This is a genomic window from Pseudomonas sp. nanlin1 (assembly GCF_045571515.1).
In the GTDB taxonomy this organism is placed as follows: domain Bacteria; phylum Pseudomonadota; class Gammaproteobacteria; order Pseudomonadales; family Pseudomonadaceae; genus Aquipseudomonas.
This window is the reverse complement of the sequence record NZ_CP124218.1, coordinates 2,450,566-2,476,572: the sequence shown is the minus strand read 5'-3', so window position 1 is coordinate 2,476,572 and position 26,007 is coordinate 2,450,566. Positions and strand designations below refer to the sequence as shown.

The window sequence follows — 26,007 nt, the reverse complement described above, 5'->3', positions numbered from 1 at the left end:
AATCGCCACCGACCAGGCGATGGCTAGCCACAACGGCGCCAATAAGAACAAGGTCAATGCCACACGCTGGCCCGCTGAGCGAGCCAACAGCGAGCGGTGAAGCCCGGCGGACGGAGAAAGGGGAATAGGCACGACGGATTACCAGAATAGATTTGTTACACTATAACGTATCTATTCATCCCTGGTATGAAATATCCGCAAGCAACGCGCCCTGCTACAACACCTCCCCCAGAGCCTCCAGCGCCATGGGGCGGGCGAAATAGTAACCCTGAGCCTGCCCTGCCCCCATCTCGCGCAATAGCTCTAACGCGGCCGCGTCTTCGACGCCTTCGGCGACCAGCGACAGCCCCAGGGATTCGGCCATGCGCACAATCGCCCGGACAATCGCGCGGCTGCGGGGGCTGGTGGTCAGCTCGAGGATGAACGACTTGTCGATCTTCAACCCGCTGAATTGGTATTGGTGCACATAGCTCAACGAGGAGAAACCGGCCCCGAAGTCGTCCAGCACGACACCCATGCCGTTGTCCGCCAGGCGCTGCATGGTCTGCCGGGCCTGTTCGGGTTCGGCCACCAGTGCGCCTTCGGTCAATTCCAGGCAAATGCGCGCCGGCGCCACGGCGTAGCGCTCCAACAGGGCCAGCACCTCCCCGGCGAACTCGGGGCGGGTGATGCTATAGCTGGAGCAATTGACGTGCACCGGCGGCCAGTGGGCGAACGCCGGGCGGGCGAGGATCTCGACGATGCTGGTGAGCATGTACAGGTCCAGGCGGCCGATCAGCCGCAGGCCTTCGAGGGCCGGCAGAAATTGCCCAGGCGCGACCACGCTACCGTCGGCCTGGCGCCAGCGAATCAGGGCTTCCAGCGCTACCGTGCGGCCACTTTCGACGTCGATGATCGGCTGGAAGTAAGGCACCAGTTCATCGTCGCGCTTGAGCGCATTACGCAGTGCGCCTTCGCGCTCGACCTGGTCGGAAACTTCACGCCGCGCTTCCTGGTTGAATACGGTATAGCTGTCGCGGCCGCCGTTCTTGGCCCGGTACATGGCGGCGTCGGCATCGCGCAGCAAGTCGGCCGGCTCGAAGTGGAACTGCCGGTCAGCGCTGACGATACCCACACTGCACGACGAAAACAGCGTGTGCCCATCAATGAAAAACGGCACGTCAAAGGCGGCGAGGATGCGCTCGGCGATTTCCACCGCGGCTTCCGGCGGGGCCTGGGGCGCCAGCACGGCAAATTCATCACCGCCCAGGCGAGCCAATAAATCGCCTCCACGCAGGCAATCGCGCAAGCGGTGAGCCGCTTCTATTAATAAGCGGTCGCCGAAATGGTGGCCGAAGCTGTCGTTGACCATCTTGAAGCGGTCCAGGTCGATGAACATCACCACCAGTTCCTGGCCCTGCAATTGGAACTCCAGCCAGCGGTCGCGCAGGCGCATCTGCAAATGACTGCGGTTGGCCAGCCCGGTCAGGGCGTCGTGGGTGTTCTCGTGTTTAAGCTTGGCGTTGGCGTGATCCAGCTCGCGGGTGCGGCTCTGCACCCGTGCCTCCAACTTGAGGTTGGCAGCCTGCACAGCCTCAGCGGCGCCCCGACGCGACAACGCCGTATCGATGTGACGGGAGACGAAGGTCAGCAGCTCTTGGTCGCGCCGGGTATAGAACACTTCCTTGGCGTAGCTTTGCACCGCCAGTACGCCACGCACGACCTCGTTGTCGAACAGCGGAATGCCCAACCAGGACTGTGAGCGAACGGCCTCTGAGGTGTCTTCGATTTCCTGGCTTTCACGCAGAAAAGTCGCACCTTCGTAACTGACCAGGCAGGCCCGCCGCTGGCGAATCACGTATTCGGTCAAACCCCGGCGGCCGCGCCGTGGGGGTGGCGGCTGGGGTAATTGCTCGTCGACGTAATAGGGGAAGTTGACCTGCCCGGTGGTGGGTTCGAACAGGGCAATGTAGAAGTTACGGGCGTACAGCAGTTCAGCAACGATGCCATGCAGGCGCTCGAACAGCTCGGCCATGTCGCCCGGCTGGCTGGACAGCTCGGCGATCTGGAACAGCGCGCTGTGCAAATGCTCGGCGCGCTCGCGCTCGGCCACCTCCAGGCGCAGCGCGGCATTGACCTGGGACAGCTCCTGGGTGCGCCGCGACACCGTTTCTTCCAAGCCGACGCGGTGCAGGATGCGGTCCAGGGCCATCGCCACATGCCGCGCCACCACCAGGAACAGCGCGCGGTCTTCGGCGCTATAGACCCGCGTGACGTCATAGACCTGCATGGCGATCATGCCGAAGACCTCGTCAGAGGCGTTCTTCAACGGTGCGCCCATCCAGTACTCCGGGCGCCGTCCGCGACAAAAGAACCGCTGCTGGATCTCTGCCTCCTGGATACCTGCGGCATCGATCAACAATGACTGGCCGCGGGTCAATACCAGAGAGGTCAGAGACAGAGCCTGACGATCGAGGTACTCGACGTTGTCCGCTTCCAACGCTTCGGTGTCGCTGCAATCGACGTAATAGGGATAACTGATGCGGCCGGTCTGCGAGTCGTATAACGCGACGTAGAGGTTCTCTGCATCGATCAGCGACGCTAGCAGGCGATGCACCCCATGCAGGAACGCCGCGCGGTCGCGGGTGGAGCTGGCCAGGTAGGTGATTTCATACAGCACGCGCTGGGTGACTTGGGCGCGGGCCAGGGCCTCGGTTTGCAGGTAGGTGCCCAGGCGGCTGGCGAAGATCCCCAGGTTGGTTTCATCGGGGCCGCCCTTGGGCGCCAGCAGCCAGCCCAGAGCATGCTCGCCTTTGCCGGTGGCCCAGCGCTGGAAACCGTGCTGCTGGCAGATGAGGTCTAGCTGCTCCTGGCTAATGGTCGTCGGCCACTGGTGGGCGCCTGGCCCCTGGGCCGCCAAATGCCAATGCTCCCCTGCCCGGTACCAGGCCCAGCCGCCGTCACTGACCCAACTGGCGGCCTGCCCGAGCAAGTCTTCAAGGCTCTCTTGAGCAGTGGAGGTGACGAATGTAAAAGGGGGATTCATCCTGGCTCCAGAACCGCTAACCGAAAACGCTATAGTCCGTTGCCGCGCGAGGCCCTGCAAGCGCCTTATGCGGTTGATCCAGGGCAACATACAGCGCAACCGAGCCGGTTAAAATACGCAGCGGCCGAAGTTACCAAGTTAGTGCTGGGTAATAACCAACTAAGGCAGTAGGTTTTAAACCACACAGCAGCCCGGCAAATGGTATTAATTATCATTACAGCTTGGCAAGTTAGCGCGCAAAAAAACATGAAACATAATCCGCAGGCCCTACTCCAGCCCCACGAAACCGCCAGCGTGAGCTACATTGGAGGAAGCACAACGAATGAAGCTTAGAATTAATTTGCCGCAGAAAATTTACTTGCTGGCTGTTTACCCATAAAATCAAAACGATAGATCCAGCTGCGACATTTCGTCACTGCCTTTAACTCTTTTCAAGCACAGAGATTCACACCTCTGTTAAGGACTTCAGATGCCCGATTCGACTGGTCTCATCGCCCACAACTGGGGCTTTGCCATTTTCCTGCTCGGTGTCATCGGTCTTTGTGCGTTCATGCTCGGTCTGTCCAGCCTGCTAGGTAGCAAGGCCGTTGGCCGCAGCAAGAACGAACCCTTCGAATCCGGCATGCTGCCGGTCGGTAGCGCCCGCCTGCGTCTGTCTGCCAAATTCTATCTGGTCGCGATGCTCTTCGTGATCTTCGATATTGAAGCCCTTTATCTCTTTGCCTGGTCTGTGTCCGTCCGCGAAAGCGGCTGGACCGGATTCGCCGAAGCACTCGTTTTCATAGCAATTCTGTTGGCAGGTCTTGTCTACCTTTGGCGAGTGGGGGCGCTCGATTGGGCTCCCGAAGGTCGCCGTAAGCGGCAAGCGAAGCTGAAACAATGAGGCTTTGGCAATGCAATATAATCTCACCAGGATCGACCCGGATGCACCCAACGAGGAGTATCCAATCGGTACACGGGAAACCGTTTCCGACCCGCTAGAAGACCAGGTTCACAAAAACATCTACATGGGCAAGCTCGAGGACGTGCTCAGCGGCGCGGTCAACTGGGGCCGCAAGAACTCCCTGTGGCCGTACAACTTTGGCCTGTCCTGCTGCTACGTGGAAATGACCACGGCGTTCACCGCTCCCCATGACATCGCCCGCTTCGGCGCCGAAGTGATCCGGGCCTCGCCGCGTCAGGCCGACTTCATGGTCATCGCCGGCACCTGCTTCATCAAGATGGCGCCGATCATTCAGCGCCTGTATGAGCAGATGCTCGAACCCAAGTGGGTCATTTCCATGGGTTCGTGCGCCAACTCCGGCGGCATGTACGACATTTACTCGGTGGTCCAGGGGGTCGATAAATTCCTCCCCGTGGACGTTTATGTGCCTGGCTGCCCGCCCCGCCCCGAAGCGTTCCTGCAAGGCTTGATGCTGCTGCAGGAATCGATCGGCAAAGAGCGCCGCCCGTTGTCCTGGGTCGTGGGGGATCAAGGCGTGTACCGCGCCGAGATGCCTTCGCAAAAGGAACAGCGCCGCGAACAGCGTATTGCGGTTACCAACCTGCGCAGCCCCGACGAAGTCTGATCCAGTTCTGGGTTTCACAAGAACCGTAACCACCTGGCTTCATTCTCTACGTTGACCGAAAGCGACCGAGACCATGACAACAGCGGACACCGCTCTGTATATACCGCCCTATAAGGCCGACGACCAGGATGTGGTCGTCGAATTGAACAACCGGTTTGGCCCCGAGGCATTTGGCGCCCAGGAAACCCGTACCGGCATGCCCGTACTTTGGGTAACCCGCGCCAAACTGGTAGAAGTCCTGACCTTCCTGCGCCACGTGCCCAAGCCTTACGTGATGCTCTACGACCTGCACGCCGTGGACGAACGCCTGCGCACTCACCGCCGGGCGATTCCGGCGGCGGGTGACTTCACCGTGTTCTACCACCTGCTCTCGATAGAACGTAACAGCGATGTGATGCTCAAGGTCGCGCTGAGCGAAGGCGACCTGAACCTGCCCACTATCACCGGTATCTGGCCCAATGCCAACTGGTATGAGCGGGAAGTCTGGGACATGTTCGGCATCGACTTCGCCGGCCACCCGCACCTGTCGCGCATCATGATGCCGCCGACCTGGGAAGGTCACCCGCTGCGCAAGGATTACCCAGCGCGGGCCACCGAGTTCGACCCGTTCAGCCTGACCCTGGCCAAGCAACAGTTGGAAGAAGAAGCCGCACGCTTCAAACCTGAAGACTGGGGCATGAAGCGCTCCAACACCAATGAGGACTATATGTTCCTCAACCTGGGCCCGAACCACCCTTCGGCCCACGGCGCGTTCCGTATCATCCTGCAGTTGGACGGTGAAGAAATCGTCGACTGCGTGCCTGACATCGGCTACCACCACCGCGGTGCCGAGAAAATGGCCGAGCGCCAGTCCTGGCACAGCTTTATCCCCTACACCGACCGCATCGACTACCTGGGCGGGGTGATGAACAACCTGCCCTACGTCCTCGCGGTGGAAAAGCTCGCAGGCATCAAGGTGCCGCAGAAGGTCGACACCATCCGCATCATGATGGCCGAGTTCTTCCGCATCACCAGCCATCTGCTGTTCCTGGGTACCTATATTCAGGACGTGGGCGCCATGACCCCGGTGTTCTTCACCTTCACCGACCGGCAAAAGGCCTACACGGTGATCGAAGCGATCACCGGTTTCCGCCTGCACCCGGCCTGGTATCGCATCGGTGGCGTCGCCCACGACCTGCCGCGCGGTTGGGAAAAACTGGTCAAGGACTTCGTCGACTGGCTGCCCAAGCGCCTCGACGAGTACACCAAGGCCGCGCTGCAGAACAGCATCCTCAAAGGCCGGACCATCGGCGTCGCCGCTTACAACACCAAAGAGGCCCTGGAATGGGGCGTCACCGGTGCCGGGTTGCGCTCCACCGGGTGTGACTTCGACCTGCGTAAAGCGCGCCCGTATTCGGGCTACGAGAACTTCGAGTTCGAAGTACCGCTGGCCAACAATGGCGATGCCTATGACCGCTGCATGGTGCGTGTCGAAGAAATGCGCCAGAGCATCAAGATCATCGACCAGTGCATGCGCAACATGCCCGAAGGCCCGTACAAGGCGGACCACCCGCTGACCACGCCGCCGCCCAAAGAGCGCACGCTGCAACACATCGAGACCTTGATCACGCACTTCCTGCAGGTTTCGTGGGGCCCGGTGATGCCGGCCAACGAGTCCTTCCAGATGATCGAAGCGACCAAGGGCATCAACAGTTACTACCTGACGAGCGACGGCGGCACCATGAGCTACCGTACCCGGATCCGCACTCCAAGCTACCCGCACCTGCAGCAGATCCCTTCGGTGATCCGCGGCAGCATGGTCGCCGACTTGATTGCGTACCTGGGTAGTATCGATTTCGTTATGGCTGACGTGGACCGCTAAGCATGAACAGCACGCTTATCCAGACAGACCGTTTCGCCCTGAGCGAAACCGAGCGCTCGGCCATCGAGCACGAGTTGCACCACTACGAGGACCCGCGCGCGGCGTCCATCGAAGCCCTGAAGATCGTCCAGAAAGAGCGCGGCTGGGTGCCCGACGGCGCGCTCTACGCTATTGGCGAGATACTTGGCATTCCGGCCAGTGACGTCGAAGGCGTGGCCACGTTCTACAGCCAGATCTTCCGCCAGCCGGTGGGCCGCCACATCATTCGTGTGTGCGACTCGATGGTCTGCTACATCGGCGGCCACGAATCGGTGGTCAGCCAGATCCAAAGCCAACTGGGCATCGGCCTGGGGCAAACCACCGCTGACGGGCGTTTCACCCTACTACCGGTGTGCTGCCTGGGCAACTGCGACAAGGCCCCGGCCCTGATGATCGACGACGATACCTTTGGCAATGTCCAGCCCGCTGGCGTTGCCCAACTGCTGGAGGGCTACGTATGACCCTGACCTCATTCGGGCCAGCCAACCGCATCGCTCGCAGTGCCGAAACCCACCCGCTGACCTGGCGCCTGCGCGACGATGCCGAGCCCGTTTGGCTCGCCGAGTACCAGGCCAAAGACGGCTACAGCGCCGCTCGCAAGGCATTTGCCGACATGTCCCAGGACGACATCGTGCAAACGGTGAAGGACTCGGGCCTCAAGGGCCGTGGCGGTGCGGGCTTCCCCACTGGCGTCAAATGGGGCCTGATGCCCAAAGACGAATCCATGAACATCCGCTACCTGCTGTGCAACGCGGATGAAATGGAGCCCAACACCTGGAAAGACCGCATGCTGATGGAGCAACAGCCCCATCTGCTGATCGAAGGCATGCTGATTTCCGCCCGTGCCTTGAAAGCCTACCGCGGTTATATCTTTCTGCGTGGCGAATACACCACCGCCGCCAAGCACCTCAACCGCGCCGTGGCCGAAGCCAAAGCGGCGGGCTTGCTGGGCAAGAATATCCTGGGCTCCGGTTTTGATTTCGAGCTGTTCGTGCACACCGGCGCCGGGCGTTATATCTGCGGTGAAGAAACCGCACTGATCAACTCGTTGGAAGGCCGCCGCGCCAACCCGCGCTCCAAGCCGCCCTTCCCTGCCGCCGTGGGCGTGTGGGGCAAGCCAACCTGCGTGAACAACGTTGAGACCCTGTGCAACGTGCCCGCGATCGTCGGTAATGGCATTGACTGGTACAAGGCGATCGCCCGCGAGGGCAGCGAAGACCACGGCACCAAGTTGATGGGCTTCTCTGGCAAGGTAAAAAACCCTGGCCTGTGGGAGCTGCCCTTCGGCGTGACCGCCCGCGAGCTGTTCGAAGATTACGCCGGGGGCATGCGTGACGGCTTCAAGCTCAAGTGCTGGCAGCCTGGCGGCGCCGGTACCGGTTTTCTCTTGCCCGAGCACCTGGACGCTCAAATGTACGCCGGCGGTATCGCCAAGGTCGGCACCCGTATGGGTACTGGCTTGGCCATGGCGGTGGACGACAGCGTCAATATGGTCTCGCTACTGCGCAACATGGAAGAATTCTTCGCCCGGGAATCCTGTGGGTTCTGCACCCCTTGCCGTGACGGCCTGCCGTGGAGCGTGAAGCTGCTGCGCGCCATCGAAACCGGCAACGGCCAGCCAGGTGACATCGAAACCCTGCTGGGCCTGGTCGGCTTCCTCGGCCCAGGCAAGACGTTCTGCGCGCACGCACCCGGCGCCGTGGAGCCCTTGGGCAGTGCGATCAAGTATTTCCGCCCGGAGTTCGAGGCAGGCATCAAGGCGACCAGCCCAGCCAGCCTGACCCAGGTGGTCAGCCCGACCCTGGTCGGCGCCTGACAAACTTTGCCCCGGCGGCCCGTGCCGCCGGGAGGCCAACCGTTGACGCGCCTGGCAAGGCTGCGCCGGTTGGCCGCCACGTTTTCCATTAGCCACGCCCGCTGACACCGGGCCAACGAAGACCTTTGAACCATGGCCACTATCCACGTAGACGGCAAAGCGCTCGAAGTCGATGGCGCAGACAACCTGTTACAGGCCTGTCTGTCGCTGGGCCTCGACATCCCGTATTTCTGCTGGCACCCCGCCCTTGGTAGCGTCGGCGCCTGCCGCCAGTGCGCGGTCAAGCAGTACACCGACGAAAACGACACCCGTGGGCGCATCGTCATGTCCTGCATGACACCCGCCTCGGACGGCAGCTGGATCTCCATCGAAGACGAAGAAGCGAAAGTGTTTCGCGCCAGCGTCGTCGAATGGTTGATGACCAACCACCCGCACGACTGCCCTGTGTGTGAGGAAGGCGGCCACTGCCACCTGCAAGACATGACCGTGATGACCGGCCACAACGAGCGGCGTTACCGTTTCAGCAAACGCACCCACCAGAACCAGGAACTCGGCCCGTTCATCGCCCACGAGATGAACCGCTGCATCGCCTGCTACCGTTGCGTGCGCTTCTATAAAGACTACGCCGGCGGCACCGACCTGGGCGTATTCGGTGCCCACGACAACGTGTATTTCGGCCGAGTCGAAGACGGCACCCTGGAAAGCGAATTCTCCGGCAACCTCACCGAGGTCTGCCCTACCGGCGTGTTCACCGACAAAACCCACTCCGAGCGCTATAACCGCAAGTGGGACATGCAGTTCGCCCCGAGCATCTGCCATGGCTGCTCCAGTGGCTGCAACATCAGCCCGGGCGAGCGTTACGGCGAACTGCGCCGCATCGAAAACCGTTACAACGGTTCGGTGAACCACTACTTCCTGTGCGACCGTGGCCGTTTCGGCTATGGCTACGTCAACCGCAAGGACCGCCCGCGCCAGCCCCTGCTGGCCGCCGGCCAAGTGAAGCTGAGCCTCGATGGCGCCCTGGATAAAGCCGCGGAACTGCTGCGCGGGCGCAATATCGTCGGCATCGGTTCGCCCCGGGCGAGCCTGGAAAGCAACTACGCCCTGCGTGAACTGGTCGGCGCCGAGCATTTCTACTCTGGTATCGAAGCCGGTGAGCTGGAACGCATTCGTTTGGTGCTGCACGTCTTGCACAACAGCCCATTGCCGATCCCCAGCCTGCGCGAGGTGGAAGACCACGACGCGGTATTCGTGCTGGGTGAAGACCTGACCCAAACCGCTGCGCGCATGGCCCTGGCCCTGCGCCAATCGGTCAAGGGTAAGGCTGAAGCCATGGCCGAAGCCATGCGCGTACAGCCGTGGCTCGACGCGGCGGTGAAGAATATTGGCCAACACGAGTTGAACCCACTGTTCATCGCCAGCCTGACCGACACCAAGCTCGACGACGTCGCAGAAGAGTGCGTGCACGCGGCCCCCGAAGACTTGGCCCGGATCGGCTTCGCCGTTGCCCACGCCATCGACCCGAGCGCCCCAGCGGTGCCTGGCCTGGACGCTGAAGCGCTGGCATTGGCCGAGCGCATTGCTGCAGCCTTGCTGGCTGCCGAACGCCCGTTGATCGTTTCCGGCACTTCCCTGGGCAGCAATGCCTTGATCGAAGCGGCTGGCAACATCGCCAAGGCCCTTAAGCTGCGCGACAAGGCCGGCTCCCTGAGCCTGATCGTGCCCGAAGCCAACAGCCTGGGCCTGGCCATGCTCGGCGGCGACTCGGTAGACGCCGCCCTCGCCGCTCTTAGCAACGGCCAGGCCGACGCGCTAGTGGTGCTGGAAAACGACCTTTATACCCGTGTCGATGCGAGCAAAGTGGATGCTGCACTCGCCGCTGCCCAGGTGATCATCGTCGCTGACCACCAACACACCCGCACTGCCGAGCGCGCTCACTTGGTGCTGCCGGCCGCCAGCTTCGCTGAAGGTGACGGTACCCTGGTGAGCCAGGAAGGCCGCGCCCAGCGTTTCTTCCAAGTGTTCGACCCGGTGTATCTGGACGCCGGCAACCTGATCCACGAAGGCTGGCGCTGGTTGCATGCCCTGCGCAGCACCCTGCTCAACCAACCCGTGGACTGGACCCAACTGGACCACGCCACCGCCGCAGCGGCCGCGAGCACCCCGCAGCTGGCGCGCATTGTCGATGCTGCGCCCAGTGCCTCGTTCCGCATCAAAGGCCTCAAGCTGGCTCGCGAACCGCTGCGTTACAGCGGCCGTACGGCCATGCGGGCCAATGTCAGCGTACACGAGCCGCGTACCTCGCAAGACACCGACACCGCGTTCGCCTTCTCCATGGAAGGCTACTCAGGCTCGGCCGAACCCCGCCAACAGGTGCCGTTCGCCTGGTCGCCGGGTTGGAACTCGCCACAAGCCTGGAACAAGTTTCAGGATGAAGTGGGCGGCCATTTGCGCGCCGGCGACCCCGGCACGCGCCTGATCGAGCCCCAGGGCGACCGCCTGAACTGGTTCGCCCAGGTGCCTGCGCCCTTCTCGCCTGCCCGTGGTACTTGGCAAGCCGTGCCGCTGTATCACTTGTTCGGCAGCGAAGAGAACTCCTCGCGTGCTGCCCCCGTGCAAGCGCGCATTCCGGCGGCCTACGTGGCCCTGGCCAAGTCCGAGGCCGACCGCTTGGGCGTTAATGAAGGCGCACTGTTGAGCCTGAGCGTCGGCGGCCAGGCCCTGCGCCTACCGTTGCGCATCAGCGAAGCGCTGGGCGCTGGCCTGGTTGGCTTGCCTGCTGGCTTGGCGGGCATTCCTCCTGCGTTTGCAGGCTTGAGTGTCGAAGGCCTGCAGGAGGCAGCACAATGACTTGGTTCACCCCTGAAGTGATCGACGCGATCATTGCCGTCGTCAAGGCCGTCGTGGTGTTGTTGGCAGTGGTGGTGTGTGGCGCCTTGCTGAGCTTCGTCGAACGCCGTCTCCTGGGCTGGTGGCAAGACCGCTACGGGCCCAACCGGGTCGGGCCGTTCGGCATGTTCCAGATTGCCGCGGACATGTTGAAAATGTTCTTCAAGGAAGACTGGAACCCACCCTTCGTCGACCGGGTGATCTTCACCCTGGCGCCAGTGGTGGCCATGAGCGCCTTGCTGATCGCCTTCGCCGTTATCCCATTGACCCCTACCTGGGGCGTAGCCGACCTGAACATCGGCTTGCTGTTCTTCTTCGCCATGGCGGGGCTATCGGTGTACGCCGTACTCTTCGCTGGCTGGTCGAGCAACAACAAATACGCCCTGCTCGGTAGCCTGCGGGCCTCGGCCCAGACCGTGTCGTACGAAGTGTTCATGGGCCTGGCGTTGATGGGCATCGTGATCCAGGTCGGCTCGTTCAACATGCGCGATATCGTGGAGTACCAGGCGCAAAACCTGTGGTTCATCATTCCGCAGTTCTTTGGCTTCTGTACCTTCTTCGTCGCGGGCGTTGCGGTGACTCACCGGCACCCCTTCGACCAGCCGGAAGCGGAACAAGAACTGGCCGACGGTTACCACATCGAATATGCCGGCATGAAGTGGGGCATGTTCTTCGTGGGTGAATACATCGGCATCATCTTGATCTCGGCGCTGTTGGTCACGCTGTTCTTTGGCGGCTGGCACGGCCCGTTCGGGATTCTGCCGCAACTCTCGTTCGTCTGGTTCGCATTGAAAACCGCGTTCTTCATCATGCTGTTCATTCTGTTGCGCGCTTCCATCCCGCGCCCCCGGTATGACCAGGTAATGGATTTCAGCTGGAAGTTCTGTTTGCCGCTGACCCTGATCAACATGCTGGTGACCGCCGCGATCGTGTTGCTAAACACGCCCGCCGGCGCGGTTCAGTGAGGAATTGACCCATGTTCAAATATATTGGTGACGTCGTTAAGGGCACTGGCACCCAGCTTCGCAGCTTGGCGATGGTGTTCAGCCACGGCTTCCGTAAGCGTGACACCCTGCAATACCCCGAAGAAGCGGTTTACCTGCCACCGCGTTATCGCGGCCGCATCGTGTTGACCCGCGACCCCGACGGTGAAGAACGTTGCGTGGCCTGCAACCTGTGCGCAGTTGCTTGCCCGGTAGGCTGTATCTCGCTGCAGAAAGCCGAAACCGAAGACGGCCGCTGGTATCCGGACTTCTTCCGCATCAACTTCTCCCGCTGCATTTTCTGCGGCCTGTGCGAGGAAGCCTGCCCGACCACCGCGATCCAGTTGACACCGGACTTCGAAATGGCCGAGTTCAAGCGTCAGGACCTGGTCTACGAGAAAGAAGACCTGCTGATTTCCGGCCCTGGCAAGAACCCCGACTATAACTTCTACCGCGTCGCGGGCATGGCCATCGCTGGCAAGCCTAAAGGTGCTGCGCAGAACGAAGCCGAGCCGATCAACGTGAAGAGCTTGCTCCCTTAAGGAAGAAAGATGGAATTCGCTTTCTATTTCGCATCCGGCGTCGCGGTGGTGGCCACTCTTAGGGTCATCACCAACACCAACCCCGTGCATGCCCTGCTCTACCTGATTATCTCGCTGATCAGCGTGGCCATGACCTTCTTTGCCCTCGGCGCGCCGTTCGCTGGCGTGCTGGAAGTGATCGCCTACGCCGGCGCCATCATGGTGCTGTTTGTGTTCGTGGTGATGATGCTCAACTTAGGCCCCGCCTCGGCGCAGCAGGAACGCGCCTGGATGACCCCGGGTATCTGGGCTGGCCCCGTGTTCCTGGCCGCGCTGCTGTTGCTCGAACTGCTCTACGTGCTGTTCGTCAACCCCAGTGCCGGCCCCATCGGCCACACCACCGTCGACGCCAAAGCCGTCGGCATCAGCCTGTTCGGCCCTTACCTGCTGGTGGTCGAACTCGCGTCGATGCTGTTGCTGGCGGCAGCGGTCACGGCTTTCCACTTGGGCCGCAACGAGGCGAAGGAGTAACCGTATGCCTGCTATCCCTCTGGAACATGGCCTGGCCGTCGCCGGCATCCTGTTCATCCTCGGTCTGGTCGGCCTGATGGTCCGCCGTAATATTCTCTTCGTGTTGATGAGCCTGGAAATCATGATGAACGCTGCGGCACTGGCGTTTATCGTGGCAGGCGCGCGTTGGGCGCAGCCGGATGGGCAGATCATGTTCATCCTGGTGATCACCCTGGCAGCCGCCGAGGCCAGTATCGGCCTGGCAATCCTGCTGCAGTTGTATCGCCGCTTCCACACCCTCGACATTGACGCTGCCAGCGAGATGCGCGGATGAACCTAATCTTCCTGACGTTCGTATTCCCCCTGATCGGCTTCCTGCTGCTGTCATTCTCCCGCGGGCGCTTTTCGGAAAACCTTTCGGCCCTGATTGGTGTCGGCTCCATTGGCCTCTCCGCCGTGGTGGCGGCTTATGTGATCTGGCAATTCAACATGGCGCCACCGGAAGGTGGCGTGTACACGCAACTGCTGTGGCGCTGGATGTCGGTGGGCGATTTCCAGCCTGACTTCACCCTGTACCTCGATGGCCTGTCCATCACCATGCTGGGCGTGGTGGTGGGCGTCGGCTTTCTGATCCACCTGTTCGCCTCCTGGTACATGCGCGGGGAAGACGGCTACTCGCGGTTCTTCGCCTACACCAACCTGTTTATCGCCAGCATGCTGTTCCTGGTGCTGGGCGACAACCTGCTGTTCATCTACTTCGGTTGGGAAGGCGTGGGCCTGTGCAGCTACCTGTTGATCGGTTTCTACTACAGCAACCGCAACAACGGTAACGCGGCGCTCAAGGCCTTTTTGGTCACGCGCATCGGTGACGTGTTCATGGCCATCGGCCTGTTCATTCTGTTTCAGCAGTTGGGCACCCTCAACGTGCAGGAACTGCTGGTGCGGGCGCCGGAACATTTCAAAGTGGGCGATTTCTGGATCGTGCTAGCCACCTTGATGCTGCTGGGTGGCGCGGTCGGTAAGTCGGCCCAATTGCCCCTGCAAACCTGGCTGGCGGACGCCATGGCCGGCCCTACCCCGGTCTCTGCGCTGATTCACGCGGCAACCATGGTGACCGCCGGCGTGTACCTGATCGCTCGGACCCACGGCTTGTTCGCCCTGGCCCCTGACATCCTGCACCTTGTGGGGATCGTGGGCGGGGTGACCCTGGTACTGGCCGGTTTCGCCGCGCTGGTGCAGACCGACATCAAACGTATCCTCGCCTACTCGACCATGAGCCAGATCGGCTACATGTTCCTGGCCCTGGGTGTCGGCGCCTGGGACGGCGCGATCTTCCACCTGATGACCCATGCTTTCTTCAAGGCGCTGCTGTTCCTCGCGTCGGGCGCGGTCATCGTCGCCTGCCACCATGAACAGAACATCTTCAAGATGGGCGGCCTGTGGAAGAAACTGCCCCTGGCCTACGCCAGCTTCATCGTCGGTGGCGCTGCACTGTCGGCCCTGCCGTTGCTGACCGCAGGCTTCTACTCCAAGGACGAAATTCTTTGGGAAGCCTTCGCCAGTGGCCATAACGGCTTGCTCTACGCTGGCCTGGCCGGTGCGTTCATGACCTCGTTGTACACCTTCCGCCTGATCTTCATCGCGTTCCACGGCGAAGCCAAAACCGAAGCCCACGCTGGCCATGGCATCGCCCACTGGCTGCCGTTGGGCGTGTTGATCGTACTGTCGACCTTCATCGGCGCCTGGATCCACCCACCGCTGGCCGGCGTACTGCCGCAAAGCGTGGGCCACGCCGGTGGCGAAGCCAAGCACAGCCTGGAAATCGCCTCCGGTGCCATCGCCCTGGCCGGTATCCTGCTGGCGGCGCTGCTGTTCCTTGGCAAGCGCAGCCTGGCCACGGCGATCGCCAACAGCGGCCCGGGGCGCTTGCTTTCGGCCTGGTGGTTCGCCGCGTGGGGCTTCGACTGGATTTACGACAAGTTGTTCGTCAAGCCCTACCTGTGGATCAGCCACACGCTGCGCAAGGACCCGGTAGACCAAACCATCGGTTTGATCCCTCGCCTGGCCAAGGGCGGTAACAGTGCCACCAGCCGTACTCAGACTGGCCAATTGCGTTGGTACGCGGTATCGATTGCGATCGGCGCCGTACTGGTCATGGGCGCTGTCGTCCTGGCGGCGGTCTGATATGAATCTTGCGACTTTGCGAAAGGAAACGAGCCTGTCATGATTTTGCCCTGGCTGATCTTGATCCCCTTTATCGGCGGCCTTCTGTGCTGGATGGCGGAGCGCTCGAGCGCGACGCTGCCCCGCTGGATCGCCTTGCTGACCATGTCCCTGGAACTCGCCCTGGCCCTCTGGCTATGGGCCCACGGCGACTACACCCTGGCCCCGGCACCCGGCGTAGAACCGGCCTGGGCGCTGGAATTCAAAGTCAATTGGATTCAGCGCTTCGGCATCAGTGTGCACCTGGCCCTCGATGGCTTGTCGCTGCTGATGATTCTGCTGACCGGGTTGCTCGGCATCCTCTCGGTGCTCTGCTCGTGGAAAGAAATCCAGCGGCACGTGGGCTTCTTCCACCTTAACCTGATGTGGATCCTGGGCGGCGTGGTCGGGGTGTTCCTGGCCCTGGACCTGTTCCTGTTTTTCTTCTTCTGGGAAATGATGCTGGTGCCGATGTACTTCCTCATCGCGCTCTGGGGCCATAGCTCCTCGGACGGTAAGAAGACGCGGATCTACGCAGCCACCAAGTTCTTCATCTTTACCCAGGCCAGCGGCCTGATCATGTTGGTGGCGATCCTCGGCCTGGTGCTGGTCAACTACAACACCACCGGCGTGCTGACCTTCAACTACAGCGACTTGCTCAAGGCGCAACTGCCGGCCGGCACCGAGTACCTGTTGATGCTGGGCTTCTTCATCGCCTTCGCGGTGAAACTGCCGGTGGTGCCGTTCCACTCGTGGCTGCCGGACGCCCACGCCCAGGCGCCGACCGCAGGTTCCGTGGACCTGGCGGGGATCCTGCTGAAGACCGCGGCCTATGGCCTGCTGCGCTTTGCCCTGCCGTTGTTCCCCAACGCCTCGGCTGAGTTTGCACCGATTGCCATGACCCTCGGTTTGATCGGGATTTTCTACGGCGCCTTCCTGGCGTTCGCCCAGACCGACATCAAGCGCCTGATCGCCTTTTCCAGCGTGTCGCACATGGGCTTCGTGCTGATCGGGATCTACTCCGGCAGCGTGCTGGCCTTGCAAGGGGCGGTGATCCAGATGCTCGCCCACGGCTTGTCGGCAGCGGCGCTGTTTATCCTCAGCGGCCAGTTGTACGAGCGTTTGCACACCCGCGACATGCGCGAAATGGGTGGCCTCTGGTCGCGTATCGCTTACCTGCCTGCCATCAGCCTGTTCTTCGCTGCAGCCTCGCTGGGCCTGCCCGGCACCGGTAACTTCATCGGTGAGTTCCTGATCCTGCTGGGCAGCTTCGTGGCCTCGCCCTGGATCACGGCTATCGCGACTACCGGCCTGGTGTTTGGCTCGGTGTACTCGTTGATCATGATCCACCGTGCCTACTTTGGCCCGGCCAAGTCCGACGCGGCACTGGCCGGCATGGACACCCGCGAACTGATCATGGTGCTCGGCCTGGCGGTACTGCTGGTTTTGCTCGGCGTGTACCCGCAGCCGTTCCTCGACACCTCCGCTGCCACCATGTCCGGTGTGCAACAGTGGCTAGGCACCGCCTTCACTCAACTCGCTTCGGCCCGGTAAGAGCGCTATGGACCTGACGATTCAACACTTTTATGCGCTAGCGCCACTGCTGATTACCAGCCTCACCATCGTTGTGGTGATGCTGGCGATCGCCTGGCGGCGCAACCATGCACAAACCTTCCTGTTGACCTGTGCCGGCTTGAACCTGGCACTGCTGTCGATCCTGCCCGTGCTCAAGCTCACCCCGATGCAAGTCACGCCGCTGCTACAGGTCGACAATTTCGCCGCCCTGTACATGGCGCTGATCCTGGTCGCAACCCTGGCCTGCGTCACCCTCGCCCACGCCTACCTGGGTGATGGCGAGACGGGCTCGGGCTACCCCGGCAACCGTGAAGAACTCTATCTGCTGATCCTCATGGCGGCCCTGGGCGGCTTGGTATTGGTCTGCGCGCAGCACCTGGCTGGGTTGTTCATCGGCCTGGAGCTGCTGTCGGTTCCGACCTACGGCTTGATCGCCTATGCGTTCTTCAACCGGCGCTCGCTGGAAGGCGGCATCAAATACATGGTGCTGTCTGCCGCCGGCTCCGCGTTCCTCCTGTTCGGCATGGCGCTGCTCTACGCTGACGCCGGTAGCCTGAGCTTCGCCGGCATCGGCAAGGCCCTGGAGGCTACCCACTTGCCGAGCATTCTGGCGCAGTTGGGCCTGGCCATGATGTTGGTCGGGCTGGCCTTCAAACTGTCGCTGGTGCCTTTCCACCTGTGGACCCCGGACGTCTACGAAGGCGCCCCGGCGCCGGTCGCCGCCTTTCTGGCCACGGCCAGCAAGGTGGCGGTGTTCGCGGTGGTGGTGCGCCTGTTCCAGCTTTCGCCTGCCGCCAGCAGCGGTATCTTGCACGACGTCTTGGCGGTGATCGCCGTGGCATCGATCCTGATCGGCAACCTGTTGGCCGTGACCCAAAGCAACATCAAGCGGCTGCTGGGTTACTCCTCGATCGCCCACTTCGGTTATTTACTGATTGCCTTGGTCGCGAGCAATGGTCTGGCCCTGGAGGCCATTGGGGTGTACCTGGTGACTTACGTCATCACCAGCCTGGGCGCCTTTGGCGTGATCACCCTGATGTCCTCACCCTACAACGGCCGCGACGCTGACGCCCTGTACGAATACCGCGGCCTGTTCTGGCGCCGCCCGTACCTGACCGCAGTGTTGACGGTGATGATGCTGTCCCTGGCGGGCATTCCGCTCACTGCGGGCTTTATCGGCAAGTTCTACATCATCGCTACTGGCGTCGAATCGCGCCTGTGGTGGTTGGTGGGGGCCCTGGTCATCGGCAGCGCCATCGGCGTGTTCTACTACCTGCGCGTGATGGTCACCCTCTACCTGATGGAACCCAACCTACGCCGCCACGACGCTCCCATGAACTGGGAGCAACGCACCGGTGGCGTGATGCTGCTGGCTATTGCCATCGTCGCCTTCGTCCTCGGCGTGTACCCACAGCCGCTGTTGGAGCTGGTGCAGATGGCGGGGTTTCAACTGGCGGGTTGATTGACCGCTGAAAAGATCGGGGGCGAGCCCCCTCCTACGGTGGGAGGGGGCCTTGCCCCCGATTTTTTTGTACCTAGCGAAACTACCAGCTTGGCTCTATGGCACCATCCGCTAACCTGACGAGATCAGGCCCGGAGTTGCCCTTATGCAAACAATCAGCTGGTTGGCTACAGATCCCCAAGGCTCAGTGCTACAGGTGCTTTCAGGGCATTGGCAAACGCTGGTCTACACCGCCTATGGAGATACGCGGGGCGCTGAAGGGGGTAGTCACCAGCTCCTTTACACCAGCCAAGTAAGGGAATTGTCCGGGCTCTACTTATTGGGCCGTGGCCACCGTTCATATAGCGTGACCCTGCGGCGCTTTCTTCAGTCCGATGCCCATAGCCCGTTCGAGGTTGGCGGTTTGAATGGCTATGCCTACTGCACGGGTGACCCCGTCAACCTTACAGACCCAAGCGGCCGAGCGCCCGGATTGGCTGCGCTGGTTACCCTTGTGACAGGCCGATTGGGTAGCCAGATACCTATGTTGGCCGCGAATTCGGTGCCGTATTTGCTGGGCACGACCTCGGTCGCAACGGGTATTGCCGCCGCGTTGCCGGGCGTCCCTGTGGAGGCGCGCTGGGCATTGGGGGCAGCCAGCGTGGTGAGCGGTGCGGGTGCGGTGTTTGCGAGAAATTTAAGTAAGCCGTTACCGACATCATCAACCTTACCTAAAGCGCCCACGCTGTCTTCAATGGACGTCATTAGGGCAAGGAACATGGAAGTGAGCAGGCCCACTCTGACTCCAATGAACGCCACAGAGGCAAATAAAACGGTTGCAACGCTAACGATGCCCGGAGGACGTACCATTCAATTCCAGACGAGTTCCGATCCGTTAGACCAGAATAAGGTTCTTCTCCAGGCTACCAAAATCCGCAAAAAGATGGGTGGATGATTAGACGTAGGAGGGCCCGGGCGCCGCCCCGCTTGGCCCCCGAGCTGTTTAGCCCTACCGCCCTTCCCGATCGCCTTCCACCACGTACCCGGTATCGATACTCACCACCACCGACATCCCCGGCCGCAGGCGCTGGGCGGCGGGTTGGTCGGGGTCGACCGTGATGCGCACCGGGATGCGCTGGGCGATTTTGACGAAGTTGCCGGTGGCGTTGTCCGCCTGCAGCAAGGCGAACTCGGACCCGGTCGCCGGTGATATCCGCTGGACATGCCCACGCAAGCGCAAATGGTTCAGAGCGTCGACCGTAAAGGTCACCGGCTGGCCGACACGTACGTCGGCCATTTGCGTTTCCTTGAGGTTGGCGATCACCCAGAGGGTGTCTGGCACTAATGCCATCAGTTGGGCACCGACGTTGACATAGGCACCCAGGTGCACGCTCACCTGCCCCAACTGGCCATCGCGCGGGGCGGTGATGCGCGTGTTGTCGAGGTCGATGCGCGCCAGTTGCAGCGCAGCCTCGGCGTTGCTCACGGCGGCCGCCAGGGCATCGCGATTGACGATCACGCTGCGTAAGTCTTGCCGGGCAATGTCCAGATTGGCCTTGGCTTCTGCCACGGCGGCAGTGGCTTGGGCATTGGCGGCGCGGGTAACGTCCAGCTCGCTGCGCGACACCGAACCGTCGGTGATCAGCGCCTGATTGCGCCGTAGGTCGGCGGCGGCCTTGCTGGCCTGGGCCTGGGCGTCGGCAATCGCCGCCTGGCGCTGGGCGATGGTTGCTTCGGCGCTGCGCCGCTGTTGCAGGTTGTTGGCCAGCGAGGCCTTTTGCACGTCGACTTCGGCCAAGGCCTGGTCCAGGCGCTGGCGGTAGATACGGTCATCGAGGCGCACCAGCAGGTCGCCCGCTTTGACGAATTGGAAGTCTTGCACCGCCACCTCGTGCACGTAGCCCGCCAGCTGCGGGCCGATGATCGTCACCTGGCCGCGTACCAATGCATTCTCGGTGCTTTCAATATGGCTGCTGAACGGTGGCAATTGCCAGGCATACAACACGAGCAAAATGCCAACGATGGCAATGCTGGCGAAGACCAATGAGGACAGCAGGCGCACCCGCCGCGAGCGGGGTTCGTTGCTGGGCGTCGACGGCGGGCTTTGCCCCTCCGGGGTGGCGGCAATGGCGTTGGTGGTGGTGCTGGCAGGTTCGGTCATGTAGGCGTCGCGTCGCGGCTGGAAATAGGGGGTGTGGGTGGGCGGGCTTGGGCTTTACGGGTGGTACTGACCAGCCACAGGCTACGGATAAAAATCAGCAGCATGGTCAGCACGGCAATGATGGCAATCAGCATGAACACGTCATTGTAAGCCATCACATTGGCCTCCCGAGTAGCCGCTGTGGCCAACGCCTGGGTGCCCAGTTTGCTGCGCAAGGCCGGGTCGGCCACGCTGCCCAGGTAAGCCGCTGCGCCGCTTTGGACCCGCGCCTGGACCAAAGGATCGAACTGGCTAAGGTGTTCGACAATCAAGCTGGAATGGTATTTCTCCCGCACGATCTGGAAAGTGCCCAGCAGCGCCGAGCCAATGAGCCCGCCCAGGTTATTGCAGATGCCGAACAGCACCGAAAAACTCACCAGGTTACGCGGGTTGGTAATGACGTTACCCACCCCCAGCACCATGGTCGGGCCCAGGAAAAACGTACCGCCGAAGGCCAGTAAGAACTGGCTGAGGTACATATTGGCCGGGCGTGTCAGGTTATTCGAGAAACTGTCCATGCCAGCTCCCACGGCCATTAACCCTAGGGAAATCACCAGGGGCATAAACAGGTGCTGGGGGTGAATGGTCAACGCGCTGACCACCAGCCCCGCGGCCGCTCCAAGCAACATCACCGCGTAGAGGCTGCGCATCTGTTCGCTGCCCATGTTCAGCGCTTGCATAAAGCCTACCGCGCCGGTGGATTGCTCCGACAGCACCATGCGCGTGAGGATCACGCACAATGCCAGGCGAATCGCGACGCCGCTGCCCAACCAGCGGGTCATCAGCATAGGGTTGCTACGATTGTGCTCAATGGCCAGGCCACCCAGGATCAGCGCGATAGACGCGGCCGCGGCAATGCCGATCCAGGGCGCCTCCAGCCACCACTCGATCCGCCCCAGGGACAGCACCGCGCAGAGCAAGGCAAAGCCTCCGGCGAGGATCGCGAAGGTGACGAAATCCAGGGGTTCGAAGGTCTTGAAGCGGTCGCCCGGCGGCAGCTTGAGCATAAACACGCAGCCCAATGCGATCAGGGCCAAGCCCAATTCGAATAGGTACAAACCGCGCCATTCAGCGATTTGCAGCAGGTCTTCGGAAAACACCCGTGCCAGTGGCAGGGCCAATTGCGCGGTACCCAGGCCCAGTACCAAGGCTTTGAGGCGCCATTTGGCCGGGAACGCCTGGATCATGTAATACAGGCCCAGTGAACTCAGGGCTGCGCCAACCATGCCGTGGGCGGCGCGCACGGCGATAGCGGAGTTCAGGTCATTGACGAACAAATGGCCAAAGGTCACCAATGCGTACAGCAGCAGAAATAATTCGGTGAATGCCCGCAGACCAAACTGCTGGCGAAACTTCACCAGCAGCAGGTTCATCGACACGTTGGTCATGACATAGGCCGCTGGCAACCAAGCCATTTCCGCCGTTGTCGCGCCCAGGGCGCCCTGCAGGTACTGCAGGTTGGCGACCACCAGCGCGTTGCCCAGGCCACCGGTCAGGGCTACCAGCAGGCCCACGGCGGCGAACGCCAAGCGCTTGGGTGTCGAATGCAGCGGTGTTGAAGGCGAACCAGGCAGGTTCGGCCGTTCGTGGGGCAACCACTCGCGCGAGGCGTAACGGTCCATCAGGGGCCCTTAGGGGAGTGAATTGACGGTATTAGTATTTACCCATGAAGTCACGCTTGCCCACTTCAACGCCGTGGCTGCGCAAAATGGCGTAGGCGGTGGTGACGTGGAAGAAGAACTGCGGCAGGCCGTAGCTCAATAGGTAGTTCTGGCCGTTCAAGCGCTTTTCTTTATCGGTGCCGGGGCGCAGGACGATTTCACGGGTTTCCTGGCCGTCGATCTGTGCGGCCTCAAAGCCTGCGATAAAGGCCCGGGCTTTGTCGAGCAGTGCATACAGGTCAGCGAAGCTTTGCTCAGTGTCAGCCCAGGCGGGCACTTCGACCCCGGCCAGGCGCGCACTGACACCTTTGGCGAAGTCGACTGCGATCTGCACCTGGCGCACCAAGGGGAACATGTCGGGGTACAGGCGCGCTTGCAGGAACACCGCAGGCTCGATTTTCTTCGCCGTGGCGTGGGCCTCTGCTTTGGCCAGGACGTCGGCCAGGCTGTCGAGCATTTGCTTGAACACGGGAACGGAAGCGGCGTAGAGGGAGATGCTCATAATTATTCCTTAGCAGTTGCTGCATAATGCGGGCTATTCGCTAGCCCAGAGAGATGACGCTATGTCTGCCGAACACGATACTCCAGAAGCCCCTTCCCTCGACAGCACGGAAATCAGGGTGTTGGGGGCGCTGATCGAAAAGCAGGCGGCCAGCCCCGAGACTTACCCACTGACCCTCAACGCCCTGGTACTGGCCTGCAATCAGAAAACCAGCCGCGAACCGGTGACCCACCTGACCCAGGGCCAGGTCGGGCAAAGCCTGCGTGCGCTGGAAGGCCGCGGCATGACGCGGTTGGTCATGGGCAGCCGCGCCGATCGCTGGGAGCAACGCCTGGACAAAGCCCTGGAGCTGGTGCCAGCGCAGTTGGCACTGCTGGGCCTGATGTTTCTGCGCGGCCCGCAGACCCTCAACGAACTGCTCAGCCGCAGCGCGCGCCTGCATGAGTTCGAGGACACTGAGCAAGTCCAGCACCAGCTCGAACGCCTCAGCGCCCGCGGCTTCGCCCTGCACCTGCCGCGCCAGAGTGGCCAGCGCGAAGACCGTTACACCCACGCCTTCGGCGACCCGGGCGACATTGAAGCGATTCTTGCCGCCCGCCAAAACGGGGCTGCTGAGCGGGTGGTGCCGGACAATGTAGCAGCCGAGCGGCTGGAGGCGTTGGAGGCACGGGTCCAAGCGCTAGAAGAGCGCCTGGCCCAGTTGGAAGGCTAGCCTCGGGCGAACTCGGCGGCCAAGCGCACCTGCTCTGCACTGGGCCGCACCCCGGTGTACAGCACGAATTGCTCCAAGGCCTGAATCGCGGCGACCTCAGCCCCGCTAATGACCGGCTTGCCCAGGCTTTGCGCCAGGCGGATCAACGGCGTATCGGCGGGCAAGGCCACTACATCGAACACCCGCTCGGCGGCGGCCACTGCGGCCTCGTCAAACGCCAGGTCCTGGGCCTGGGGGCCACCACTCATGCCGATGGGGGTGACATTGATCAACAGCCCAGGCCGCAACCCGCCCAGCTCGGGCTGCCAGGAATAGCCGCAAGCCTGGGCCAGTGCTGGCCCTGCCAGGCGGTTGCGCGCCACGATGACGCCTTGGCTGAAGCCCGCATCTCGCAACGCGCAGGCCACCGCTTTGGCCATGCCGCCACTGCCCTGCAGCACGAACGGGGTGTTCACCGGCACCGCATGCTCGTCGAGCAACTGCCGCACCGCGATGTAATCGGTGTTATAGGCTTTGAGGTGGCCGTCTTGGTTAACGATGGTGTTGATCGAATCGATCGCCGCTGCGGATGCGTCCAGCTCATCCACCAGGGGGATGCAGGCCTCCTTGAACGGCATCGATACGCCACAGCCGCGCACGCCGAGGGCTCGCAGGCCGGCGATGGCTGCGGGCAAGTCGCCGGTGGTAGCGGCCTTGTAGTAGTAATCCAGGCCAAGTAGATCGTAAAGGAAGTTGTGAAAGCGCACCCCAAAGGTGCCTGGCCGGCCGGCCAGGGACATGCATAAAGTGGTGTCGCGGCTAGGCATAATCGCCATCATGGTCTCCCTATGTATCGTTAAGCTCACAAAACAGCGGGTGACCTTACACAAAATTTACCCACCGCCCCCATCACTTTTTTTGGCCTCGCTGTCATAGTGTTATCCCGCGACATGTTTTGAATCTATTGCAGGTTCAAGCGCTGGGATAGGAACACGAGGAACTATCATGATCCGTCAAATACCCAAGATTGCCTTGCTGGTCGGTGCCCTCGCCGTTGCAGGTCAAGCCAACGCCCACGGGGGCGGCTGGGGCGGCGCAGGCCCAGGCGTGCTGGGCGCCGTGTTGGGCGCAGCGGTAGTGGGTGCCGTGGTTTCGTCGTCCGGGCCGCGTACCGTTTACGTAGAAAGGCCCGTGTACGCGCAGCCGGTCTACGTACAGGCACCGCAACCGGTTTATGTTCAGGGCCCACCGCCGGTGTATGTGCAGCCCTACCCGGTTTATGCCGCGCCGCCACCGCCGCCCCGTGAGTACTATTACGGCCCGCCACCGGGTTATTACGGGCCGGCGCGCTGGTAGGCGGAAAAGCTCGGGGGCGAGCCCCCCCCTCCGCCACCGCCTGTAGGAGGGGGCTCGCCCCCGAGCTCTTCACATGATTTCACCCACATGACCACGAATTATTTTTTCTTCAGACCCCCTCCTCACCCCGCAGAATCATCGACAGCCGCCTGCCTATACTCCTAATATGTAACATTATTTCCAAAAGTGACCGCCGAGCGCGCGGTCCTTGGCGAACGGCATTCAACCCACCAGTGAGCGCAGTACTTGAAAACCCCTCTTTCGATTTTGAGCCTGTGGCTAGTACTGACCGGCAGCAGCGTTGCCGCCAGCGCCGTAGCCCAAGAAAAGGCCGCCGTGCCACGCGACCCCTCAACGCTGCATTTAGCCTCGGGCAGTGCACTGTTAATCGACCTGCAAACCAACCAGGTAATCTACGAAAGCCACCCTGACGTGGTGCTGCCCATCGCCTCGGTGACCAAGCTGATGACCGCCATGGTGGTGCTTGACGCCAAGCAATCGATGAGCGAAAGCATCGACGTCGACATCAGCCAGACCAAGGAAATGAAGGGGGTATTCTCCCGGGTCAAGCTGGGCAGCGAACTCAATCGCAAAGACATGCTGCTGATTACCCTGATGTCTTCCGAGAACCGCGCGGCCGCTAGCCTGGCCCACCACTACCCCGGTGGCTACAGCGCGTTCATCGCCGCGATGAATGCCAAGGCCAAAAGCCTGGGCATGAACCATACCCGCTATGTCGAGCCGACCGGGCTGTCCACCAGCAACGTATCCACGGCCCGTGATCTGAGCAAACTGCTGATGGCGGCCCGGCACTACCCCATGCTGGTGGAGCTAAGCACCACCCGCGAAAAGACCGTGGCGTTTCGTAAACCCAATTACACGCTGGGCTTTCACAACACCGATCACTTGATCAACAAAAACAACTGGGATATCCAGATCACCAAAACCGGCTTCACCAACCAGGCCGGGCATTGCCTGGTGTTGGTCACGCGTATGGGCAACCGCCCGGTGGCCATGGTGATTCTCGATGCCTTTGGCAAGTACACCCACTTTGCCGACGCCAGCCGCTTGCGCAACTGGGTCGAAACGGGCAAGGCGACTGCGGCGCCGGCTGTGGCTTTACGTTATAAGACCGACCGCAAGCAACTGCGCGAAGCGGCGCAGTAA

At 61.8% G+C, this 26,007-nt stretch carries 22 protein-coding genes; 17 read left to right on the top strand and 5 right to left on the bottom strand.

Going from position 1 to position 26,007, the window contains the following annotated elements:
- Window positions 1-214 precede the first annotated feature (214 nt).
- Window positions 215-3,025, bottom strand: a complete 2,811-nt coding sequence (locus QCL65_RS11590; RefSeq protein WP_407316357.1) for an EAL domain-containing protein — start codon at window positions 3,023-3,025, stop codon at window positions 215-217.
- Window positions 3,026-3,494: 469 nt separating this feature from the next.
- Between QCL65_RS11590 and QCL65_RS11585 the strand changes: the two genes are divergently transcribed.
- The 14 genes from QCL65_RS11585 to QCL65_RS11520 all read left to right on the top strand — a co-directional run bounded on the left by QCL65_RS11585 (window position 3,495) and on the right by QCL65_RS11520 (window position 19,385).
- A complete protein-coding gene (locus QCL65_RS11585) occupies window positions 3,495-3,908 on the top strand; it encodes an NADH-quinone oxidoreductase subunit A (protein ID WP_407316356.1) in 414 nt (137 codons plus the stop codon).
- Window positions 3,909-3,918: 10 nt separating this feature from the next.
- Window positions 3,919-4,593, top strand: a complete 675-nt coding sequence (locus tag QCL65_RS11580) for a NuoB/complex I 20 kDa subunit family protein (protein ID WP_407316355.1) — start codon at window positions 3,919-3,921, stop codon at window positions 4,591-4,593.
- A gap of 73 nt (window positions 4,594-4,666) precedes the next feature.
- Window positions 4,667-6,454: an NADH-quinone oxidoreductase subunit C/D gene (nuoC, locus tag QCL65_RS11575; protein ID WP_407316354.1), complete on the top strand. Its 1,788-nt coding sequence runs from the start codon at window positions 4,667-4,669 to the stop codon at window positions 6,452-6,454.
- Window positions 6,455-6,456: 2 nt separating this feature from the next.
- Window positions 6,457-6,954, top strand: coding sequence for an NADH-quinone oxidoreductase subunit NuoE (gene nuoE, locus QCL65_RS11570; RefSeq protein WP_407316353.1), 498 nt, complete (start codon window positions 6,457-6,459; stop codon window positions 6,952-6,954).
- A complete protein-coding gene (gene nuoF, locus QCL65_RS11565; RefSeq protein WP_407316352.1) occupies window positions 6,951-8,309 on the top strand; it encodes an NADH-quinone oxidoreductase subunit NuoF in 1,359 nt (452 codons plus the stop codon). Before nuoE ends, nuoF begins: the two co-directional genes overlap by 4 nt.
- A gap of 132 nt (window positions 8,310-8,441) precedes the next feature.
- A complete protein-coding gene (gene nuoG / locus QCL65_RS11560) occupies window positions 8,442-11,159 on the top strand; it encodes an NADH-quinone oxidoreductase subunit NuoG (RefSeq protein WP_407316351.1) in 2,718 nt (905 codons plus the stop codon).
- Window positions 11,156-12,163: an NADH-quinone oxidoreductase subunit NuoH gene (gene nuoH / locus QCL65_RS11555; protein ID WP_407316350.1), complete on the top strand. Its 1,008-nt coding sequence runs from the start codon at window positions 11,156-11,158 to the stop codon at window positions 12,161-12,163. The genes nuoG and nuoH overlap by 4 nt, the downstream gene beginning before the upstream one ends.
- 11 nt (window positions 12,164-12,174) lie before the next feature.
- The gene (gene nuoI, locus QCL65_RS11550; protein ID WP_407316349.1) at window positions 12,175-12,723 is read left to right on the top strand and encodes an NADH-quinone oxidoreductase subunit NuoI; all 549 of its coding nucleotides are present in this window, start codon (window positions 12,175-12,177) and stop codon (window positions 12,721-12,723) included.
- A gap of 9 nt (window positions 12,724-12,732) precedes the next feature.
- A complete protein-coding gene (gene nuoJ, locus QCL65_RS11545; RefSeq protein ID WP_407316348.1) occupies window positions 12,733-13,233 on the top strand; it encodes an NADH-quinone oxidoreductase subunit J in 501 nt (166 codons plus the stop codon).
- Between the two features lie 4 nt (window positions 13,234-13,237).
- The gene (gene nuoK / locus QCL65_RS11540) at window positions 13,238-13,546 is read left to right on the top strand and encodes an NADH-quinone oxidoreductase subunit NuoK (protein ID WP_407316347.1); all 309 of its coding nucleotides are present in this window, start codon (window positions 13,238-13,240) and stop codon (window positions 13,544-13,546) included.
- The gene (gene nuoL, locus QCL65_RS11535; protein WP_407316346.1) at window positions 13,543-15,396 is read left to right on the top strand and encodes an NADH-quinone oxidoreductase subunit L; all 1,854 of its coding nucleotides are present in this window, start codon (window positions 13,543-13,545) and stop codon (window positions 15,394-15,396) included. The genes nuoK and nuoL overlap by 4 nt, the downstream gene beginning before the upstream one ends.
- Window positions 15,397-15,435: 39 nt before the next feature.
- Complete coding sequence (nuoM, locus tag QCL65_RS11530; RefSeq protein ID WP_407316345.1) at window positions 15,436-16,968, top strand: NADH-quinone oxidoreductase subunit M; 1,533 nt, start codon at window positions 15,436-15,438, stop codon at window positions 16,966-16,968.
- A 7-nt stretch (window positions 16,969-16,975) separates the two neighbouring features.
- Window positions 16,976-18,451 (top strand): NADH-quinone oxidoreductase subunit NuoN, encoded by a 1,476-nt coding sequence (nuoN, locus tag QCL65_RS11525; protein WP_407316344.1) that lies wholly within the window; start codon window positions 16,976-16,978, stop codon window positions 18,449-18,451.
- Window positions 18,452-18,596: 145 nt separating this feature from the next.
- Window positions 18,597-19,385, top strand: a complete 789-nt coding sequence (locus QCL65_RS11520; protein ID WP_407316343.1) for an RHS repeat-associated core domain-containing protein — start codon at window positions 18,597-18,599, stop codon at window positions 19,383-19,385.
- Window positions 19,386-19,439: 54 nt separating this feature from the next.
- Here the strand turns inward: QCL65_RS11520 and QCL65_RS11515 are convergent, their stop codons facing one another.
- The 3 genes from QCL65_RS11515 to QCL65_RS11505 are packed head-to-tail and all read right to left on the bottom strand — an operon-like array spanning window position 19,440 to window position 22,793.
- Entirely contained in the window at window positions 19,440-20,591 is a 1,152-nt protein-coding gene (locus QCL65_RS11515; RefSeq protein WP_407316342.1) for an HlyD family secretion protein, read from the bottom strand.
- Window positions 20,588-22,252, bottom strand: coding sequence for an MFS transporter (locus tag QCL65_RS11510; RefSeq protein WP_407316341.1), 1,665 nt, complete (start codon window positions 22,250-22,252; stop codon window positions 20,588-20,590). The genes QCL65_RS11515 and QCL65_RS11510 overlap by 4 nt, the downstream gene beginning before the upstream one ends.
- 31 nt (window positions 22,253-22,283) lie before the next feature.
- On the bottom strand, window positions 22,284-22,793 hold the full coding sequence (locus QCL65_RS11505) for a DUF1993 family protein (protein ID WP_407316340.1): 510 nt from the start codon (window positions 22,791-22,793) through the stop codon (window positions 22,284-22,286).
- Window positions 22,794-22,854: 61 nt separating this feature from the next.
- Between QCL65_RS11505 and QCL65_RS11500 the strand changes: the two genes are divergently transcribed.
- On the top strand, window positions 22,855-23,505 hold the full coding sequence (locus tag QCL65_RS11500; RefSeq protein ID WP_407316339.1) for a YceH family protein: 651 nt from the start codon (window positions 22,855-22,857) through the stop codon (window positions 23,503-23,505).
- Here the strand turns inward: QCL65_RS11500 and QCL65_RS11495 are convergent.
- Window positions 23,502-24,320, bottom strand: a complete 819-nt coding sequence (locus QCL65_RS11495) for a shikimate 5-dehydrogenase (protein WP_407316338.1) — start codon at window positions 24,318-24,320, stop codon at window positions 23,502-23,504. The genes QCL65_RS11500 and QCL65_RS11495 overlap by 4 nt on opposite strands.
- A 169-nt stretch (window positions 24,321-24,489) precedes the next feature.
- On the opposite strand from QCL65_RS11495, the gene QCL65_RS11490 reads away from it, so the two are divergent.
- Entirely contained in the window at window positions 24,490-24,840 is a 351-nt protein-coding gene (locus QCL65_RS11490; protein WP_407316337.1) for a hypothetical protein, read from the top strand.
- Window positions 24,841-25,086: 246 nt separating this feature from the next.
- A complete protein-coding gene (gene pbpG / locus QCL65_RS11485; protein ID WP_407316336.1) occupies window positions 25,087-26,007 on the top strand; it encodes a D-alanyl-D-alanine endopeptidase in 921 nt (306 codons plus the stop codon).

Excerpts from the sequence above, each read along its gene's own strand:
- QCL65_RS11590 (WP_407316357.1), bottom strand. The coding sequence starts at position 3,025 with ATGAATCCCCCTTTTACATTCGTCACCTCCACTGCTCAAGAGAGCCTT.
- QCL65_RS11585 (WP_407316356.1), top strand. The coding sequence starts at position 3,495 with ATGCCCGATTCGACTGGTCTCATCGCCCACAACTGGGGCTTTGCCATT.
- QCL65_RS11580 (WP_407316355.1), top strand. The coding sequence starts at position 3,919 with ATGCAATATAATCTCACCAGGATCGACCCGGATGCACCCAACGAGGAG.
- nuoC (WP_407316354.1), top strand. The coding sequence starts at position 4,667 with ATGACAACAGCGGACACCGCTCTGTATATACCGCCCTATAAGGCCGAC.
- nuoE (WP_407316353.1), top strand. The coding sequence starts at position 6,457 with ATGAACAGCACGCTTATCCAGACAGACCGTTTCGCCCTGAGCGAAACC.
- nuoF (WP_407316352.1), top strand. The coding sequence starts at position 6,951 with ATGACCCTGACCTCATTCGGGCCAGCCAACCGCATCGCTCGCAGTGCC.
- nuoG (WP_407316351.1), top strand. The coding sequence starts at position 8,442 with ATGGCCACTATCCACGTAGACGGCAAAGCGCTCGAAGTCGATGGCGCA.
- nuoH (WP_407316350.1), top strand. The coding sequence starts at position 11,156 with ATGACTTGGTTCACCCCTGAAGTGATCGACGCGATCATTGCCGTCGTC.
- nuoI (WP_407316349.1), top strand. The coding sequence starts at position 12,175 with ATGTTCAAATATATTGGTGACGTCGTTAAGGGCACTGGCACCCAGCTT.
- nuoJ (WP_407316348.1), top strand. The coding sequence starts at position 12,733 with ATGGAATTCGCTTTCTATTTCGCATCCGGCGTCGCGGTGGTGGCCACT.
- nuoK (WP_407316347.1), top strand. The coding sequence starts at position 13,238 with ATGCCTGCTATCCCTCTGGAACATGGCCTGGCCGTCGCCGGCATCCTG.
- nuoL (WP_407316346.1), top strand. The coding sequence starts at position 13,543 with ATGAACCTAATCTTCCTGACGTTCGTATTCCCCCTGATCGGCTTCCTG.
- nuoM (WP_407316345.1), top strand. The coding sequence starts at position 15,436 with ATGATTTTGCCCTGGCTGATCTTGATCCCCTTTATCGGCGGCCTTCTG.
- nuoN (WP_407316344.1), top strand. The coding sequence starts at position 16,976 with ATGGACCTGACGATTCAACACTTTTATGCGCTAGCGCCACTGCTGATT.
- QCL65_RS11520 (WP_407316343.1), top strand. The coding sequence starts at position 18,597 with ATGCAAACAATCAGCTGGTTGGCTACAGATCCCCAAGGCTCAGTGCTA.
- QCL65_RS11515 (WP_407316342.1), bottom strand. The coding sequence starts at position 20,591 with ATGACCGAACCTGCCAGCACCACCACCAACGCCATTGCCGCCACCCCG.
- QCL65_RS11510 (WP_407316341.1), bottom strand. The coding sequence starts at position 22,252 with ATGGACCGTTACGCCTCGCGCGAGTGGTTGCCCCACGAACGGCCGAAC.
- QCL65_RS11505 (WP_407316340.1), bottom strand. The coding sequence starts at position 22,793 with ATGAGCATCTCCCTCTACGCCGCTTCCGTTCCCGTGTTCAAGCAAATG.
- QCL65_RS11500 (WP_407316339.1), top strand. The coding sequence starts at position 22,855 with ATGTCTGCCGAACACGATACTCCAGAAGCCCCTTCCCTCGACAGCACG.
- QCL65_RS11495 (WP_407316338.1), bottom strand. The coding sequence starts at position 24,320 with ATGGCGATTATGCCTAGCCGCGACACCACTTTATGCATGTCCCTGGCC.
- QCL65_RS11490 (WP_407316337.1), top strand. The coding sequence starts at position 24,490 with ATGATCCGTCAAATACCCAAGATTGCCTTGCTGGTCGGTGCCCTCGCC.